Source organism: Novosphingobium sp. AAP1 (genome assembly GCF_001295765.1).
GTDB classification, from domain to species: Bacteria; Pseudomonadota; Alphaproteobacteria; order Sphingomonadales; family Sphingomonadaceae; genus Novosphingobium; species Novosphingobium capsulatum.
Map to the genome: position 1 here is coordinate 458,852 of NZ_LJHO01000001.1, position 15,266 is coordinate 474,117.

18 protein-coding genes and 1 riboswitch are annotated in these 15,266 nt (G+C 67.7%); of the genes, 6 read left to right on the forward strand and 12 right to left on the reverse strand.

Annotation, left to right across the window (positions count from 1 at the left end; translation table 11 throughout):
* The first annotated feature begins 177 nt into the window (after positions 1–177).
* Positions 178–1,227, forward strand: a complete 1,050-nt coding sequence (locus tag IP65_RS01960; RefSeq protein ID WP_054130877.1) for an aldo/keto reductase — start codon at positions 178–180, stop codon at positions 1,225–1,227.
* Between the two features lie 145 nt (positions 1,228–1,372).
* Here IP65_RS01960 and IP65_RS01965 read toward each other — a convergent pair whose 3' ends face one another.
* The 3 genes from IP65_RS01965 to queF form a co-directional block, all read right to left on the reverse strand.
* Positions 1,373–1,555 (reverse strand): Flp family type IVb pilin, encoded by a 183-nt coding sequence (locus IP65_RS01965; RefSeq protein ID WP_054130878.1) that lies wholly within the window; start codon positions 1,553–1,555, stop codon positions 1,373–1,375.
* A 238-nt stretch (positions 1,556–1,793) separates the two neighbouring features.
* On the reverse strand, positions 1,794–1,976 hold the full coding sequence (locus IP65_RS01970) for a Flp family type IVb pilin (RefSeq protein WP_022678626.1): 183 nt from the start codon (positions 1,974–1,976) through the stop codon (positions 1,794–1,796).
* 214 nt (positions 1,977–2,190) lie between these two features.
* A complete protein-coding gene (queF, locus tag IP65_RS01975; protein WP_054130565.1) occupies positions 2,191–2,670 on the reverse strand; it encodes a preQ(1) synthase in 480 nt (159 codons plus the stop codon).
* A 157-nt stretch (positions 2,671–2,827) separates the two neighbouring features.
* On the opposite strand from queF, the gene IP65_RS01980 reads away from it, so the two are divergent.
* The 4 genes from IP65_RS01980 (at position 2,828) to IP65_RS01995 (ending at position 7,417) form a co-directional block, all read left to right on the forward strand.
* Entirely contained in the window at positions 2,828–4,147 is a 1,320-nt protein-coding gene (locus IP65_RS01980) for a hypothetical protein (protein WP_054130566.1), read from the forward strand.
* A gap of 137 nt (positions 4,148–4,284) precedes the next feature.
* A complete protein-coding gene (gene sseA, locus IP65_RS01985; protein ID WP_022675168.1) occupies positions 4,285–5,142 on the forward strand; it encodes a 3-mercaptopyruvate sulfurtransferase in 858 nt (285 codons plus the stop codon).
* A 95-nt stretch (positions 5,143–5,237) separates the two neighbouring features.
* On the forward strand, positions 5,238–6,470 hold the full coding sequence (gene metC, locus IP65_RS01990) for a cystathionine beta-lyase (RefSeq protein WP_054130567.1): 1,233 nt from the start codon (positions 5,238–5,240) through the stop codon (positions 6,468–6,470).
* Entirely contained in the window at positions 6,467–7,417 is a 951-nt protein-coding gene (locus IP65_RS01995; RefSeq protein WP_054130568.1) for a mechanosensitive ion channel family protein, read from the forward strand. The genes metC and IP65_RS01995 overlap by 4 nt, the downstream gene beginning before the upstream one ends.
* Here IP65_RS01995 and IP65_RS02000 read toward each other — a convergent pair.
* From IP65_RS02000 to IP65_RS02040, 9 genes are all read right to left on the reverse strand, one after another.
* Positions 7,385–8,686, reverse strand: a complete 1,302-nt coding sequence (locus IP65_RS02000) for a chloride channel protein (RefSeq protein WP_054130569.1) — start codon at positions 8,684–8,686, stop codon at positions 7,385–7,387. The genes IP65_RS01995 and IP65_RS02000 overlap by 33 nt on opposite strands.
* A 38-nt stretch (positions 8,687–8,724) precedes the next feature.
* Positions 8,725–8,813, reverse strand: a riboswitch (Fluoride riboswitch).
* A 39-nt stretch (positions 8,814–8,852) separates the two neighbouring features.
* On the reverse strand, positions 8,853–9,185 hold the full coding sequence (locus IP65_RS02005; RefSeq protein WP_054130570.1) for a hypothetical protein: 333 nt from the start codon (positions 9,183–9,185) through the stop codon (positions 8,853–8,855).
* A 157-nt stretch (positions 9,186–9,342) separates the two neighbouring features.
* Positions 9,343–9,591 (reverse strand): GCG_CRPN prefix-to-repeats domain-containing protein, encoded by a 249-nt coding sequence (locus IP65_RS02010; protein WP_022677932.1) that lies wholly within the window; start codon positions 9,589–9,591, stop codon positions 9,343–9,345.
* A gap of 97 nt (positions 9,592–9,688) precedes the next feature.
* Entirely contained in the window at positions 9,689–10,834 is a 1,146-nt protein-coding gene (locus IP65_RS02015; RefSeq protein WP_054130571.1) for a DUF1501 domain-containing protein, read from the reverse strand.
* Between the two features lie 2 nt (positions 10,835–10,836).
* Positions 10,837–12,330: a DUF1800 family protein gene (locus tag IP65_RS02020; RefSeq protein ID WP_022677934.1), complete on the reverse strand. Its 1,494-nt coding sequence runs from the start codon at positions 12,328–12,330 to the stop codon at positions 10,837–10,839.
* A 98-nt stretch (positions 12,331–12,428) separates the two neighbouring features.
* Positions 12,429–12,866 carry a periplasmic heavy metal sensor gene (locus tag IP65_RS02025; protein ID WP_054130572.1) on the reverse strand — a complete coding sequence of 146 codons (438 nt, stop codon included), beginning with the start codon at positions 12,864–12,866 and terminating at the stop codon, positions 12,429–12,431.
* Entirely contained in the window at positions 12,863–13,255 is a 393-nt protein-coding gene (locus IP65_RS02030) for a hypothetical protein (protein ID WP_156306353.1), read from the reverse strand. The genes IP65_RS02025 and IP65_RS02030 overlap by 4 nt, the downstream gene beginning before the upstream one ends.
* On the reverse strand, positions 13,248–13,805 hold the full coding sequence (locus IP65_RS02035; RefSeq protein WP_082349705.1) for an RNA polymerase sigma factor: 558 nt from the start codon (positions 13,803–13,805) through the stop codon (positions 13,248–13,250). Before IP65_RS02035 ends, IP65_RS02030 begins: the two co-directional genes overlap by 8 nt.
* Positions 13,806–13,859: 54 nt before the next feature.
* Positions 13,860–14,324 carry an EF-hand domain-containing protein gene (locus tag IP65_RS02040; protein ID WP_054130574.1) on the reverse strand — a complete coding sequence of 155 codons (465 nt, stop codon included), beginning with the start codon at positions 14,322–14,324 and terminating at the stop codon, positions 13,860–13,862.
* A 167-nt stretch (positions 14,325–14,491) separates the two neighbouring features.
* Between IP65_RS02040 and cobA the strand changes: the two genes are divergently transcribed.
* Positions 14,492–15,259, forward strand: coding sequence for a uroporphyrinogen-III C-methyltransferase (gene cobA / locus IP65_RS02045; RefSeq protein WP_054130575.1), 768 nt, complete (start codon positions 14,492–14,494; stop codon positions 15,257–15,259).
* Positions 15,260–15,266: the final 7 nt, after the last annotated feature.

The following is a 15,266-nucleotide window of genomic DNA, read 5'->3' on the forward strand; positions in this document are numbered from 1 at the left end:
GCGCCGGCGTTTGTGCGGCATGGCTCCTCGTGCGGCGGTTTTATCTGGCTCCATTGCTTCCATTTGCAAGGCATTTTGGCCCTTGCCCATTGGCCATTCGGCCGATGAAAAATCCTCATGTGCATTTGCGCAATTCATCGGCAAGAAGGCGCAAGCCGCAACGAATGGAGCAATCCCTTGCAAACCCGCAAACTTGGCACGACCGGCCTTGATGTCAGCCTGATCTGCCTGGGCACGATGACCTATGGGTCGCAGAACACGGAAGCAGAGGCGCACGCGCAGCTCGATTACGCGATCGACCACGGCGTCAATTTCGTCGACACGGCCGAGGCCTATCCGGTCACGCCGTTCCACAACGACACGATCGGCCGCACCGAGGAATATATCGGCACCTGGCTGGCCCAGCCCGGCAAGCGTGAGAAGGTGACCCTGGCCACCAAGGTGGCCGGCCCGGCGCGCGACATGGTGCGCAAGTTCCGTGGCGGCGACAACAAGCTCGATCGCCGCAATATCCTCTCGGCGATCGACGGCAGCCTGGCACGCCTGCGCACCGACCATTTCGATCTCTACCAGGTGCACTGGCCCGAACGCCATGTGCCGATGTTCGGCGCGCGCGGGCTGGCGCAGGTGGAGGACCGAGAGGATCTGACCCCGCTGGAGGAAACGCTCGATACGCTGGGCGAACTGGTCAAGGCCGGCAAAGTGCGCCACATCGGTGTGTCGAACGAAACGGCATGGGGTGTGGGTGAGTATCTTCGTCTCTCGCGCGACAAGGGCCTGCCGCGCGTGGCCTCGATCCAGAATGCCTACAACCTGGTCAATCGCCTGTTCGAAGGCAGCCTGGCCGAAGTGGCGCTGCGCGAAAACGTGCCGCTGCTGGCCTATTCGCCGCTGGCAGCGGGCAATCTCACCGGCAAGTATCTGGGCGGGGTGATTCCCCCTGGATCGCGGCGCGACGTGGCCAACCAGTTCACCCGCTACGACACGCTCAATGCCAACGCTGCGATCGCGCGCTATGTCGCCATCGCCCATGCCTTTGGCCTCGATCCCGCCACCCTGGCGCTGGCCTATGTCAACAGCCGCCCGTTCGTGGCAGCGAACATCATTGGCGCCACCACGCCGGAACAGCTGGCGCTGGCCGTGGCCAGTGCCGATGTGACGCTGCCGCCCGAAGCACTGGCCGCGATCGAGGCGGTGCACGCCGTGCTGCCCGATCCCTGCCCGTGACACAAAAAGAAAGGGGGGCGTTTCCGCCCCCCTTTCCCTCTACCGTGGATGGTCTGCGCCCCGATCGCTGGCGACCGTCGCAGACCTGGGGACCGCCCCGGCCGCCGCATCGGCGTGGCCCGGGCGATCGCGCCAGGATCAAGCCTTAGAGCTTGCCGTCCGAAGCGTTGTTCATGTCGTTCGACACGAGGTTGAAAGTGTTGCCAAGCGAGTTGCCCAGCGCGCCCATGGCGGTGATGGCGGCAACAGCGATGAGAGCAGCGATCAGGCCGTATTCGATGGCGGTGGCGCCTTCGGTGTCCTTGATGAGCTTGCGGAAGAAGGTCATGTCCAAGTCTCCTGTTTGAGTAACCCCGCTGCTCTTTTGGCAAACTCCCCCTAACCAATGGTAAATGGCCTACGCATTTTTGCGTAGCTGAACCGGCCGAAACACTAACTTTCGGTCAGTAATAGCCTTAATTTTTTGAAAAGGGGTTGCCGGCCACGCAGGCAGCACAGCCTGTGCACGGTTACCCCAAACCGTGCACAGGCCTGGCCCGGCCGATCACGGCCGTTCCGCTGGCGCCTTAGAGGTGACCGTCAGAGGCGTTGTTCATGTCGTTCGACACGAAATTGAACGTGTTGGACAGCGAGTTGCCGAGCGTCCCCATGGCGGTGATCGCGGCAACGGAGATGAGGGCGGCAATCAGGCCATATTCGATGGCGGTGGCGCCTTCGGTGTCGGTAATCAGCTGGCGGAAAAAGGTCATATCCAAGTCTCCTGTTTCCGGCCCCCTGCCGCGTTTTTGGCAAAAGCATCCTAAGCAATGGTAAATGATGGTCGCAACCTGCTGTATCCGTGCGGATAAAACCACTTCAACCTGACATCTTGATGGTTAACGGGTCCCGCGCGTGACAGTCATGCAAAACAAAAGGGGCCGAATCGCCCCTTTTGCGTCCATCCGTGGCAAGGCGCCTGTGTCTTCAGCCGCGCCCGCGATAGCCCGGCACGCCCTGGTCGGGCAGCCACAGGGCTGCGGGCGGCGGGCCGGATTGCCAGAACACATCGATCGGAATGCCGCCGCGCGGATACCAGTAACCGCCGATGCGCAGCCACTGCGGCTTCATCTCGTCGAACAGGCGCTGGCCAATGCCCACGGTCACGTCTTCATGAAAGCCGTTATGGTTGCGGAACGCACCGAGGAAAAGCTTGAGCGACTTGGATTCGACGATGGTTTCGCCCGGCGCATAGTCGATCACCAGGTGGGCAAAATCGGGCTGGCCGGTGACCGGGCACAGCGAGGTGAATTCCGGCGCGGCAAACCGCACGAGATAGAGCGTGCCGGCACGCGGATTGGGCACATAGTCCAGCACCGCTTCCTCGGGCGATGCCGGCAGGGCGCTGGTCTGGCCCAGGTGCAGCGGGGCCGGATGGCCGGAAGCCGGACGATGGGGATCTGACATGGCGGGAAAATCCTTTCTGTTGCGCGCGCCATGCACCGAAACCCGGCGATGACGCAACCCGGCGGCTTGCGCCCTCCCGTTCAGGCACTATTCAACGCCATCCGGCCGTATCCGGCCAGTGCGACACATCATGAAACGAGGCAGTTCAGGCCAGGCCATGCGCGGCATTTTCCTCTCACGTTCATCGGCAACCGGATCACCGCGCGCCGCCCTGCTGGCGTCGGCCCTATCGGCATCGGCCCTGCTCATCGCGGCACCGGCTGCTTTGGTCCCGGCACAGGCCCAGGCCCAAACGGCGGCGGCTACGGGCCAACCGGCCACCACCCAGCCGATTACCCCGGCCGTGCCCGCGCCCACGCTGCCCACGCTCAATTCTCCCAGCCCTGCCCCGGTGATCAAGCCGGCGGCCCCGGCGGGATCGAACCTGCTGCCCACAGCGCCAACCACCGCGCCCACAGTCATCACCTTGCCACAGGCCAAGCCCAGCCGCGCCGCGGCCACGCCCACGCGCCGGCCTGCCACACGCGCAGAAACCCCCGCGGCAGCGGCAGCGCCAGCACCAGCCCCCCGCCTCGTCCCCCTGCCGCAGGACACCGCAACGCCCAGTGCCACGCCGTCTCCCGCAGCCAGCCCGACGCCCGATCTACCGCCAGCAACCCCGCTGCCCGATGCCAGCACCACCAGCGAACCGACGCCGCTTGCCAGCGACACCCCCGCACCGGACACCGGCGCAAGCAGCAGCGAAAACGCCTGGTGGCCCTGGGCCGCCGGGATCGCCGCGCTGGCTGTGGTAATCGTGCTGTTTGCCCGGCGCCGTCGTCGCGCAGCGGACACAACGGCGCCCGAACCGGTAATCGATGCACCAGTGCCGGTTGCGCCGCCGCCCGCGCCCTATCGCCCAGCGCCGCGTCCCGCGCCGGTGCCGCCGGTCGAAACGCCGCCCGGCGATCTTCCCCCGCCGGGTCTGCCGCGCGGGCTGGATGTGGCGTTGCACGCTGACCGCCTCAGCGCCACGCTGGTCAACGCCACGCTCTCGTGCCGACTGGTGCTGACCAACCATGCCCCCCACGCGCTGACCGATCTGGCCCTGTCGGGCGACATGACCTCGGCCCATGCCTCGCGCCCGATGGACGAGCAACTGGGCCTGGCCGGGCCGGAACTGCCGCCGCTGCGCACGATTGCCCGGCTGGAGCCGGGCCAGAGCGTGACGGTGCCGGCCGAAATGCGCCTGCCGCTGTCCACCATCCTGACGATTCGCGCCGGCGCCGCGCAGTTGTTCGTGCCGATCGTGCGCGCTGGCGTCTGGGCCACGCGCGAGGACGATGGCGGCGCGGCCCATGCCCATGCCGCGTTCCTGGTCGGCCAGCCGGCCGCGCCGGGCGATCCGGCCGCGCGGCTGCAACCCTTTCGCCTCGATCAGGGGCCACGCGTATTCGAAACGCTCGATCAGCGGCCCATGCCCCTGCCTGCACTGTGAGAGGCTGCGGCGAAAAGTGAAACGAAACGGGGCGTCGATTGGCTATTTTTGCAATCGACGCCATCGCCCCGCAGGATTAAGTTCAGCGTCCAAAATCAACCCGCGCCAGACGGGTCGCACGCAGGCAGGAGAAATTCATGGAACCGCTGGTCTCCACCCAATGGCTCGCCAACGAGATGGGTGCGAGCGATCTGCGCATCGTCGATGCCAGTTGCTTTTTGCCCGAACACAAGCGCGATGCCGCGCTGGAGTATGAGGCGTGCCACATTCCTGGCACTGTCTTCATGGATCTGGGCAACCTGGTGGACAACGCCACCGGCCTGCCCAACACGCTGCCCCCGGCGGAAAAGTTCGCCAGCCGCATGCAAAGCCTGGGCCTGGGCGATGGCAGCCGCATCGTGCTTTACGATGACAGCCCGATCAAATCGTCCACCCGTGCCTGGTTCCTGCTGACGCTGTTCGGCGCGCAGAACGTGGCGCTGCTCGATGGCGGGATCGCCAAGTGGAAGGCCGAAGGGCGCCCCTGCGCCCAAGGGCGCGAAACCCTGCGCCACCGTCATTTCACCGCGTGGAGCGACCTGAGCGCGCTGCGTTCCAAGGCGCAAGTGCTCGACAACCTGTCCAGCCATGCCGAACAGCTGGTCGATGCGCGCGGCGCCGGCCGCTTTACCGGCGATGTCAAGGAAACCAACCCGGCGCTGGCCAGCGGCCACATTCCCGGCGCGCGCAACGTGCCCTATGCCAGCCTGTTCGCTGCTGATGGCACCTGGAAAAAGCCCGATGGCCTGCGCGCCGCCTTTGCCGACGCCGGAGTCGATCTCGATCGCCCGGTCATCGCCAGCTGCGGTTCGGGGATGACGGCCAATGTCGTGATCTTTGCCCTGCACCTGCTCGGCAAGACCGACGTGGCGCTATATGATGGCAGCTGGAGCGAATGGGGCGCCGATCCCGCCACGCCCAAGGAAACCGGCCCGGCCACCTGCCTGGTAGATTGACCGGCGTAGATTGATCGCGTTGCATTGATCTGCCGGGCGCGGCGCATCTGTTTGCAGGCTTTCGGAATGGGCGCATCTGTGCTTTGCACGCGGGCATGACTGCCCCTTCCGACAAGCCGCTCAAGACCGCCACCCGTATCGTTGCCGCCGGGCGCCGGCCGGAATGGACCGGCACGCCCGGCCAGCCCGGCGCGGTGGTCAACCCGCCGGTGTGGCGCGCCAGCACGCACCTCTATCCCGATATGGCTGCCCTGCGCGGCCACCCCGGCAACGCCGACGGGCATTTCTATTACGGCCGGCGCGGTGCGCCCACGCAATGGGCCCTGGCCGAAGCATTGACCGGGCTGGAACCGGGCGCAGAGGGCGGCGGCACCGTGCTTTATCCCTCGGGCGTCAGCGCGATCTGCGGCGCGCTGCTCACCGTGCTGCGGCCGGGCGACACGCTGCTGCTCACCGACAATGCCTATGAGCCCAGCCGCGCCATGGCGCGCGGCCTGCTGGCCGATTTCGGCGTGAAGACGATCTGGTTCGATCCCATGGACACCGCCGCCTTTGCCGCGCTGTGTCCTGGCGCCAAGGCCGTGCTGCTGGAAGCGCCAGGCAGCCTGACCATGGAAGTGCCCGACATGCCCGCGCTGATCGCTGCGGCCAAGGCGCAGGGGCTAGCTGTGCTGGTGGACAATACCTGGGCCTCTCCCTTGGGCTTTGCCCCGCTGGCCCATGGCGCAGATATCAGCATCACGTCGCTGACCAAGCATGTCAGCGGCCATTCCGACGTGGTGATGGGCAGCGCCACGGCTGGCGCGCACTGGTATGGCAAGCTGCGCCTGCGCTGCCAGAACCTGGGCCTGGTCGTTTCGCCAGACGATGCCGCGATCATGCTGCGCGGCCTGCGCACCATGGCGCTGCGCCTCGATGCCGCCACCGCTGCCGCGCTGCGCGTGGCACAGTGGCTCGATACCCGGCCCGAAGTGGCGCGCGTGCTGTGCCCGATGCTGCCGGGCTCGCCGGGCCATGATCATTGGCGCCGCGATTTCACCGGCGGCTGCGGGCTGTTCAGCTTCGTGCTCAAGGGCGGCACGGCCAAGGCACGCGATGCCTTGATCGATGCGCTGGCTCTGTTCGGCATCGGCTACAGCTTTGGCGGTTTTGAAAGCCTGGCCACGCCCGTCGATCCCGCCGCGATCCGCACCGCCAGCCCCTGGCCCCGGCCCGACATGGACGCGGCCGATCGCTTTGCCGTGCGCCTGGCCATCGGCCTGGAAGATGCCGACGATCTGATTGCCGATCTGGAACAGGCGCTGGCTGCCTGGGCGGCGGCACGATGAGCAGCTGGGTCAGCCACAAGACGCACCGCCAGGTCGGCGATTTCCTCCAGTCGCTCGACGATCTCGGGTTTGACGTGGGGCACTACCACATCTCGGTGTTCAACGCCGGCAAGATGGTGCTGGTGGTCTTTGCCATGTTCATGCTGGCCCGGCTGGGCAGCCGGCTGGCCCGCTATTTCTTTGCCCGCGCCACCAGTCTCGATCCGGTGCAGCAGGTCTTGGGCGAAAAGATCGTCTCGCTCATGGTCTGGGCGCTGGCGTTCTTCATGGGCATTGACCTTCTCGGGATCAACTTCACCGCGCTGACGGTGTTTTCCGGTGCCTTTGGCCTGGCCATCGGCTTTGGCCTGCAGAAGACCTTCGGCAACCTGATTGCCGGGCTAATCCTGCTGATGGATCGGTCGATCAAGCCCGGAGACGTCATCGCGATCAACGATGGCAAGGGCAGCACCGTGGGCCAGGTGCGCAAGATCGGCATCCGCGCCGTGTCGGTGGCCACGCGTGACAACCGCGAATACCTGATTCCCAACGAAATCCTCATGACCACCCAGGTCGAAAACTGGTCCTATTCCAACACCCAGATCGTGCTGACCATCCCGGTCAGCGTGGCCTATGGCACCGATATCGACATGGCGGAAAAGCTGATGCTGCAGGCCGCCCGCGCCGCGCCGCGCGTGCTGAGCGATCCGGGGCCATCGGTGGCGATGACCGCGCTGGGTGCCAGCGGCATCGACATGGCGATCTATGTGACGATCGAAGACCCGCAGGATGGCACCGGCAACGTGCGCAGCCAGGTGCTGCGCGCGCTGTGGCAGCTGTTCCAGGAACACGGCGTGGAAGTGCCCTATCCGCAGCAGGAAGTGCGCCTGCGCGATACCGCCGGCCTGCGCGCGGTGCTGGGCGCCGGCCCGGCGTCAGAGCCAGACGTGCCGCACCGCCCGCAGTGATGCCCCGCCGCTGCGGCGCGGCCACTTGGGCCGGGCGATCCGCTGCGACAGATAGATGCCGCCATGGCCCGAGGCGAGATAGCCCGCCACACACGCCACGATCAGCGCAGGGGCGGCATCGACCCCGAACAGTTCCAGGCCCATCACCGCGCAGGCCACCGGCGTGTTGGCCGCCGCGCCGAACAGCGCCACCATGCCCACTGCGGCGGCGAGCGGCACCGGCAGGCCCAGCACAAGCGACAGCGCACTGCCCAGACCGGCGCCGATGAAGAACAGCGGGGTCACTTCCCCACCCTTGAACCCGGCGCTGAGCGTGGCAACGGTGAACACCAGCTTGATCAGCCAGCTCCACTGATCAGGGCCAGCCACGAAAAAGCCCGGCAGCGTGGGCGCGCCGGGATGGGCCGACAGCACACCCAACCCGAGATAGTCCTGCGTGCCGAACGCAAACGTCAAGCCGATGACCAGCACGCCGCCGATCACCGGCCGCGCCAGCGGAATGGCAACAAAACGCTTGTAGAGATCGGCAACGCCATGGTTCGCCTCGGCAAACAGGCGCGCCACCACGCCGCTGGCAAGGCCGAGCAGCGCGGCCTTGGCGAGGAGGACGGCAAAACCGGCGGGATCGGTCTGTGGCAGGCTGATGTGGGGATAGAGCGTGTGGTGCGCACCCCACAGCCGGCAGCCGAAATCACCCACCAGCGCCGCCACCAGGCACGGCACCAGGGCAGCCAGGTCGAGCCCGCCCAGCGCCAGCACCTCGATCGCGAAGACCGCACCGGCCAGCGGCGTGCCGAACACCGCGCCAAAGCCGGCCGCCACCCCGCCCATCAGCAGCAGGCGCCGGGCCTTGCCGGTCAGGCCCAGGCGATCGACCAGGCCATGCGCCAGGCTGCCGCCCAGCTGCACTGCGGTGCCTTCACGCCCGGCCGATCCGCCGAACAGATGCGTGGCCACCGTGCCGATCAGCACGAGCGGCGCCATGGCCAGCGGCACCCCGCCGCCGGGTTCGTGAATTTCATCGAGGATCAAATTGTTGCCGCCCTCTGCCCGCGCGCCAAAGCGGCGATACAGCCAGGCCACCGCAAGGCCACACAGCGGCAGGCCATAAAGCAGCCAGGGCGCGGCAAAGCGCAGCCGCGTGACCGCATCAAGCGACCAGAGAAAGCCGGCACAGGCCGTGCCCACGGCAAGCGCCATGGCCAGGAGCGCCAGCACAAAGCGGATGCGGGCCGGCGTAACGAACGAACGGGTGAAAAAAGCGCGCACGATTCCTCCTGTTGCATGTGCCCGGTCGGGCAGCTTGGTTTCAGGTAGGAATCATCAGCCCTGGCGCCGTTTGGCGCGGCAGGCGGTTCGGCAAAATGCCCGGCGGAAATCCATCGCCTTGGCCGCGCCTATGCCGTGCGCGGCGAGTTCCGTCAAGATTGCGGAATTACGCCCCGCCCACGGCGCCGCGCACGTCGACCTGGCCGCCGTTGTTGATGATGCGGCCGCCGACCAGGCCCTTGACCGTCACCCGGGCTCCCTGCTCCACGATCAGGTCTCCGCCGATCATACCGGCAACGGTGACATCGGCGCCAGCCGCGACAGTAGCATTGCCGCCGATCATGCCGCGAAACGTGCGTTTGCCTTCCAGGCGATAATCGCCGCCAATGGTGGTCCCGTTCGCCGCTGCATCGGGCGTGCCATCATGGTGGCATCCGGCCAGCGCGCCGCCCATGGCTATCAGCAAAGCCAGCGGCAGGGCATGGCGGGGAACGAGCATCGGCGTGGCTTCCTTGAGTCGGGCGTAAAGGATCGCTGTGCCCGGCCGGTCCGATCGACACACCGGGCGTTCGATCAACCGCTGCCCTCGCCCGATAGACGCCGCAGCCGGGGCAAGAGGTAGTCGGCAGGGGCCATCAAGGCCCCTGCCGCGATCATCACCAGCGGTGACCCCAGCCACGATGCCAGTAATGGTGGTATCCCCAATAGGGACGACCACCCCAATAGCCATGGCCGTAATAGCCGCCAAAGACCGGGCGTTCGACCACGACCGTGCGCCCCATGGGATAGCAGCGGCCATCATAGGCGCGATACCATCCGCCACCACAACCATCGCGCGCCATCGCCGGCGCCGCAGTGGCGAGTGCAGCCGTGGCGATCGCCACGCTCAGCAGGATCTTTTTCATATCGACCTCACTTATCGTTGCTGCAGGCTGTTCATCGTTGCCTGACATTACTTGAACGATGGCGGCCGATGTTTCCGTCTGTCGGTTCGTCGCAAATTTAGACCAACAAGCCAGTCATTGGCCGTGGCGCGCCGGCCAGCGGAAACAGGCGCCGCGCCACTTGCGCCGGATCGAGGGCGAGGCTTTCGGCGGCAACACCGGCCAGCAGCGCGTCAAGCTGGCTGGTGGGTGCCAGATCGCGCCCTTCATAGAGCTGGCCATTGCCCAGCCCCGGCCAATCGGCCACCACGCGCCCGCCTTTGACGCCGCCGCCCAGCACCCAGGCGACCGAGGCCGTGCCATGGTCGGTGCCGCCCGTGCCATTGGCCGCTGCGGTGCGGCCAAATTCGGTGGCAACCAGCACGGTGGTTTGCGCCCAGGCCGGGCCCATCCCGTCGCGCAGCGCCGCCAGCAGCGTATCGAGCCCGCGCAGCTGCGTGGCCAAGCGGCCGTCCTGCCCGCTGTGGGTATCCCATCCTTCGGTTTCCAGCATGGCGATGCGCGGCCCGTGCGGCTTGGTCAGGAACGTGGCGGTCAGCTTGCCCAGCGAAGCGGGATCTTGCCGCGCACCGCTGCCTTGGGCGAGCTTGCGCGTATCGAGCGCCGCGCTCCAAGCTGCCTGCAATTGGCGGTCTGGCGCATAGAGCGCGCCCACCCGCGTCATCAGGTCATCGGTCGGACCGGGCAGCCCGGACGGCGCATAAGAGGTTACCTGCACCGGCCCGCGCAGCGCCGGCGGCACAGTGGACGCAATCGCGATCGCCGAATCGCTCGCGCGGGGCAGCATGGCCACCAGGCGGTTGAGCCAGCCATCGCGCGCCTGATAGGGCTGGCTGCCCCCGGTTTCGAGCACGTTCTGCCCATCGAAATGCGAGCGGTCGCGATAGGGCGAGGCCACCGCATGCACGAACAGCGCCTGGCCACGGGCATACATCGCCGCCGTTTCCTTGAGCGCGGGATGCAGGGCAAAGGTGCCGTCCAGCCGCGTCGCCGCCGCCGGATCGATCGCCAGCGCGCCACGCAGCCGGGCATAGCCGGGATCGGCATAGGGCACGACGATGTTGAGGCCATCGGCCGCACCACGCTGGATCACGAAGACAAAGCGGCGTTCGGTCTCGGCTGCAGCCAGGACCATGCCCGGTGCCACGAGCAGGCTGCCGGCAGCACCGCCGGCAAGGTGAAGAAAGTTTCGGCGATGGAGCATGGTTACCTCCGCAGGAAATCGGGCGAGACGAGCATCAGCGCCAGCGCGCTGGCCGGGCTTTCGGCATGGGCGATCTGTTCGGCCGTTGCCGCAGACAGCCCGCCGGGCAGCACTTGCGGCGCACGCTGGCGGGCATCGATCTGCGCGGCGCGGGGGCCAGCCAAGCGCTGGGCAAATTCCACCCGCCGCATCAGCGCATCAGGCGCGATCCAGCTGGCGGCCGTATCGTCCCACCCGGCGGGAGAGCCCGGCTTCCACACCGGCTGGCCCAGTTGCTGGGTGATCGTGGCCACCTGCAGCGTGCCGATGTCTCCCACCCCCAGCGCGCGCAACGACGATATCGTCCACTCCCACGGGGTCTTGGCCTTGAGCGGGCGCGGCTCCCACGGTTCGGGGCTGGCCACCAGCGCGCGATAGAGCGTGGGCAGATCGCCCCGGCTGCGGGCAAAGGCATCGGCCAACCGATCGACCAGCGCCTGGGGCGGCACGTCGCCGGCAAAGTGACGGGCCAACTTGGTGGCGACGTGGCTGGCCGTGGCCGGCGCATGGGCCAGATCGACCAGCACGGCCCGCGCCTGGTCCACCCCGGTCTGGGCATAGGTCTTGCCCACGATCGTGCGGGTGCCGGGTTCGTGCTGTTGGGGATGGAACGCGAAATCGCCCGGCGCATCATCGTTGATCCCGCCCACGGTCCACCCCGTCAGCGCGCGGGCAAATTCGGTGACGTCAGCCTGGCTATAACCGCTGCGCACGCCCAGGGTATGCAGTTCCATGATCTCGCGTGCCAGGTTCTCATTGAGGCCGCGCTGGCGATCGGCGCCACCCTTGGCGCGCGCCCGCAGCGCCGCCGGGCTGTTGGGCCCGATCGACTGGTTCTGGTTGAGATAGAGCAGCATCGCCGGGTGGCGCTCTACCGCCAGCAGCATGTCTTCAAAGCGGCCCAGCACATGGGGGCGGATGGCGTCCCGTTCAAACGAGGCGGCCAGCGCGGTGACCGGCAGGTTGTCGACCGACACGCAGAAATGGTTGGACCAGAAATGCACCAGCCGCTCCACGAACGGCGCCTGCGTTTCCAGCGCGCTTTGCGCCCGCGCCTGCACGCCCTGGCGATAGAGCGCATGGATATCTTCGCCCAGATCGCGGCGGGCCTGCTTCTGCTCTGGCGTGCGCGCCGGCTTTCCCGCCATCGGCACCGTGGCAGCGATGACCGGGCCAGCCGGCAGCGGGGTTGTGGCTACAGGAACTGGTGCTGGGGCCGGCGCTGCGGCACGGGCCTGGCGCAAGGCCCGCTGCTGTTCCTGATAGGCAGAAAGCAGCGCGCGGGCGTCGGCCAGCGCGGCCCAGGCCGGCGGCGTGACATCGAAGTGATCGAACTGCGCGATCAACCAGCCGTGCGGATCGGCGAGCGCCGCCGCGCTTGCGGCATCGGGCGTAGCGCCCAAGCCAAAGCGGTTGAGCGCAATTGCGGCAGGAGACAGGGGTTGTTCCGAGACCATGGCAAAGCCCTTTGAAACGGAAACCCTTTTTTCCGTTCCTTCGTCGCGGGCTTGAACGCAGCGACCGGCCGATTCCGTCGCTGGCGATGTAACGCAGCTTATTTCCCGCTCTTGGGCTCCAGCCGATCGGCGATACGGTTGCGATCGGCCTGCGGCAGGCCGGCCACATAGGGCACCACCTGCATTTCCACGTGGGCGCGCACCATGGCATCGCCCGCGCGCAGGCGTTCAAGCTGGGCCAGCAGCGCCGGCTGATCCACCACCGGCGCGCGCAGCAGCGCGGCGATCTGGCGGCGCAGCGCGCGGTTGCCATCCACCTGCGGGCGCACCTCTGCGCGCGCCTGGCGCACCACCTGGCGCAGGCCACGGCGCTGTTCGGGCGCGAGTTCCGCCCCCGGCACGCGCAAGGCGCCCATGCCGATCGCCGGATGCTGGTTGTGCATGCTCCACCAAGCCGCGCCCGCGCCCGCCAGCAAAAAGGCGTTGAGCAGGATCGAGCCGGCCAGCAGCACACGCAGGCGCGGGGATGCCTTCATCCTTCTTCCCCCGCGCTTTCAAACACGCTGGCATCCAGGCGCGGCGCCACGCGGTCTGGCCCAATCACCACCGCAGCGCCGAGCCCGGCCACGGCCCCGGCCAGCACCGTGCCCACGCCGATCGCCGACCACCACAGCCGCGCCCGCACGATCCAGCCGCGCCGCCGCCGTGCCACCATGCGCTGGCGCAAGGCCGGCGTGGGTGGCGCCACCGTCCAGGCAGCCAGTTTAAAGTCCAGCGCCTCGGCCTGGGCCAGCGCTTGCGCACAAGCGGGATCGGCTGCAGCCAGGTGCCAGCCCGCGGTACGCAGCTCTGCGGGCCAGCGGTCGATCCCGCCATAGGCCTGCGCCAGCGCGGCAAAGCGCTCCGGGCTCATCGGTTCAGTCATGATCGGCCCCTTCCTCTTGCGCAAAGCGCTGCCGCAATGCGCGGCGGCCGCGCGACAGCAGACTTTCCAATGCCTCCACGCTCACCCCCAGCACGGCGGCCGCCTCGATATTGCCCAGTTCCTGGTAATGGACCAGCACGATCGCCTCGCGCTGCCGTTCGGGCAAGGCCGCCACCGCATCGGCCACCGCGCGCGCCTGGGCTTGGGCGGCCAGTGCCGCATCGGCCAGCGGCGCGGTGTCGGCCTGCTCGGGCGGCTCTGCCACCACCACGCCGCGCCGCCGCCGCATCCGATCGCGACACAGGTTGAGCGTGACGAGATGCAGCCAGGTATCGAACCGCGCCTGCCCCGGGCGCCACCGCCCTGCCTGTCGCCAGGCCCGCACGAACACTTCCTGCGCCACGTCCTCGGCCTCGTGCCGATCGTGCAGCAGGCGGCTCGCCAGGGCCAGCAGGCGCGGCAGCTTGGCCCCGACGAACTGGCGCACCGCGCCATCCTCGCCCTGGGCCATCCGCGCCAGCAATGCGGCGTCGGGATCTGCCTCGCTCAAGCCAGGGCCTCGCAGGCCGGTGTCCCGAAGATGGTGGGCACGGCGGCATCAGCCTCAGGACGGGTTTTGCTGCCCGTCACCCTGCATGCCGTGGTCGCCCATGCCTTCCTGGCCACCGGCACCACCGCGCATGCCGCCACCCCGCATGCCTTCACCGGGCCGCATGCGCTCGTCCGGCGTCAACACGCCATCGCCATTGCGGTCCATGCGGTTGAAGCGCTCGGTCAGGGCAGCGGTGATTTCCGCCTTGTCGAGATAGCCATCGCCATTGCTGTCCATGCGCGTGAACTGCCGGTCGGGGTCGCCCCGGCCGGCCATCATCGCGGTCAGTTCCGCCTTGCTCACGCGGCCATCGCCATCGGTATCGGCGGCCATGATCCGCCCCATCTGCCGCGCGACAAAGGCATCGCGGGTCACGCCCTGGCCAGCAGGTGGCGGGGATTGGGTGGTGTCCTGCGCCAAGGCCGGCATCGCCGGGGTGAGCGCCAGGAACAGGGATGCCAAGCCAAGTGTTTTCATAAGACCTCCATCGAGCCTGGCCCTTTAACGGGGCATGACGCGAATTCCGTCGCACCCCGCTGCAAATGCCGAAGAGGAAGCAAGAATGTTCGCGCTAAAGCTGACCTAGCCCCCGCCCAATCGATTCTCGCTGGCACGATGGCGCCGCTGCGCCCACATGCCCCAGCATGAGTCATGCCCCCCTCCCCGGAACCGTGTTTCTGGTCGGCGCCGGCCCCGGTGATCCCGACCTGCTCACGCTGCGCGCCGCGCGCCTGCTGATGAAGGCCAAGGTCGTGGTGCACGATGGCCTGGTCGATCCGGCCGTGCTGGCCATGGCCCCGCGCGGCGCCCGCTTCGTGTCGGTGGCCAAGCAGCGCGCGCGCCACACCATGCGGCAGGAAGACATCAACGCCCTGCTGGTGGCAGAGGCACTGGCCGGGCACGATGTCGTGCGCCTCAAGGGCGGCGATCCGTTCATTTTCGGACGCGGCGGGGAAGAGGCAGAGGCCTGCCACGCCGCCGGCGTGCCGGTGCAGGTGGTGCCTGGGGTCAGCGCCGCACTGGGCGCAGCCGCTTCGGCACAGATCCCGCTGACCCATCGCGAGAATGCCTCGATCGTCTCGTTCGTGGCCGGGCAGTGCAAGGGCCTGTCGGATCAGAACTGGGCGGGCCTGGCTGGCGTTGGCCGCACCCTGGTGATCTACATGGGCGTGGCCACAGCCGCCGCCATCGCCGAAAAGCTGATGGCCGATGGCCTGGCCCCGACGATGCCGGTGGCGGTGATCGAAAATGCCTCGCGCCCGCAGATGCGCGTGGTAAGGGGCGCGCTGGCGGGGCTGGCCGACCTGGTCGAGCGCGAACGCATCAAGAGTCCGGCACTGATCGTCATCGGCGAAGTGACCGCACGGGGAGACATCATGGAATTGCAAGCGGTTGTGGAGGCAGCCCGATGAGCGAGAA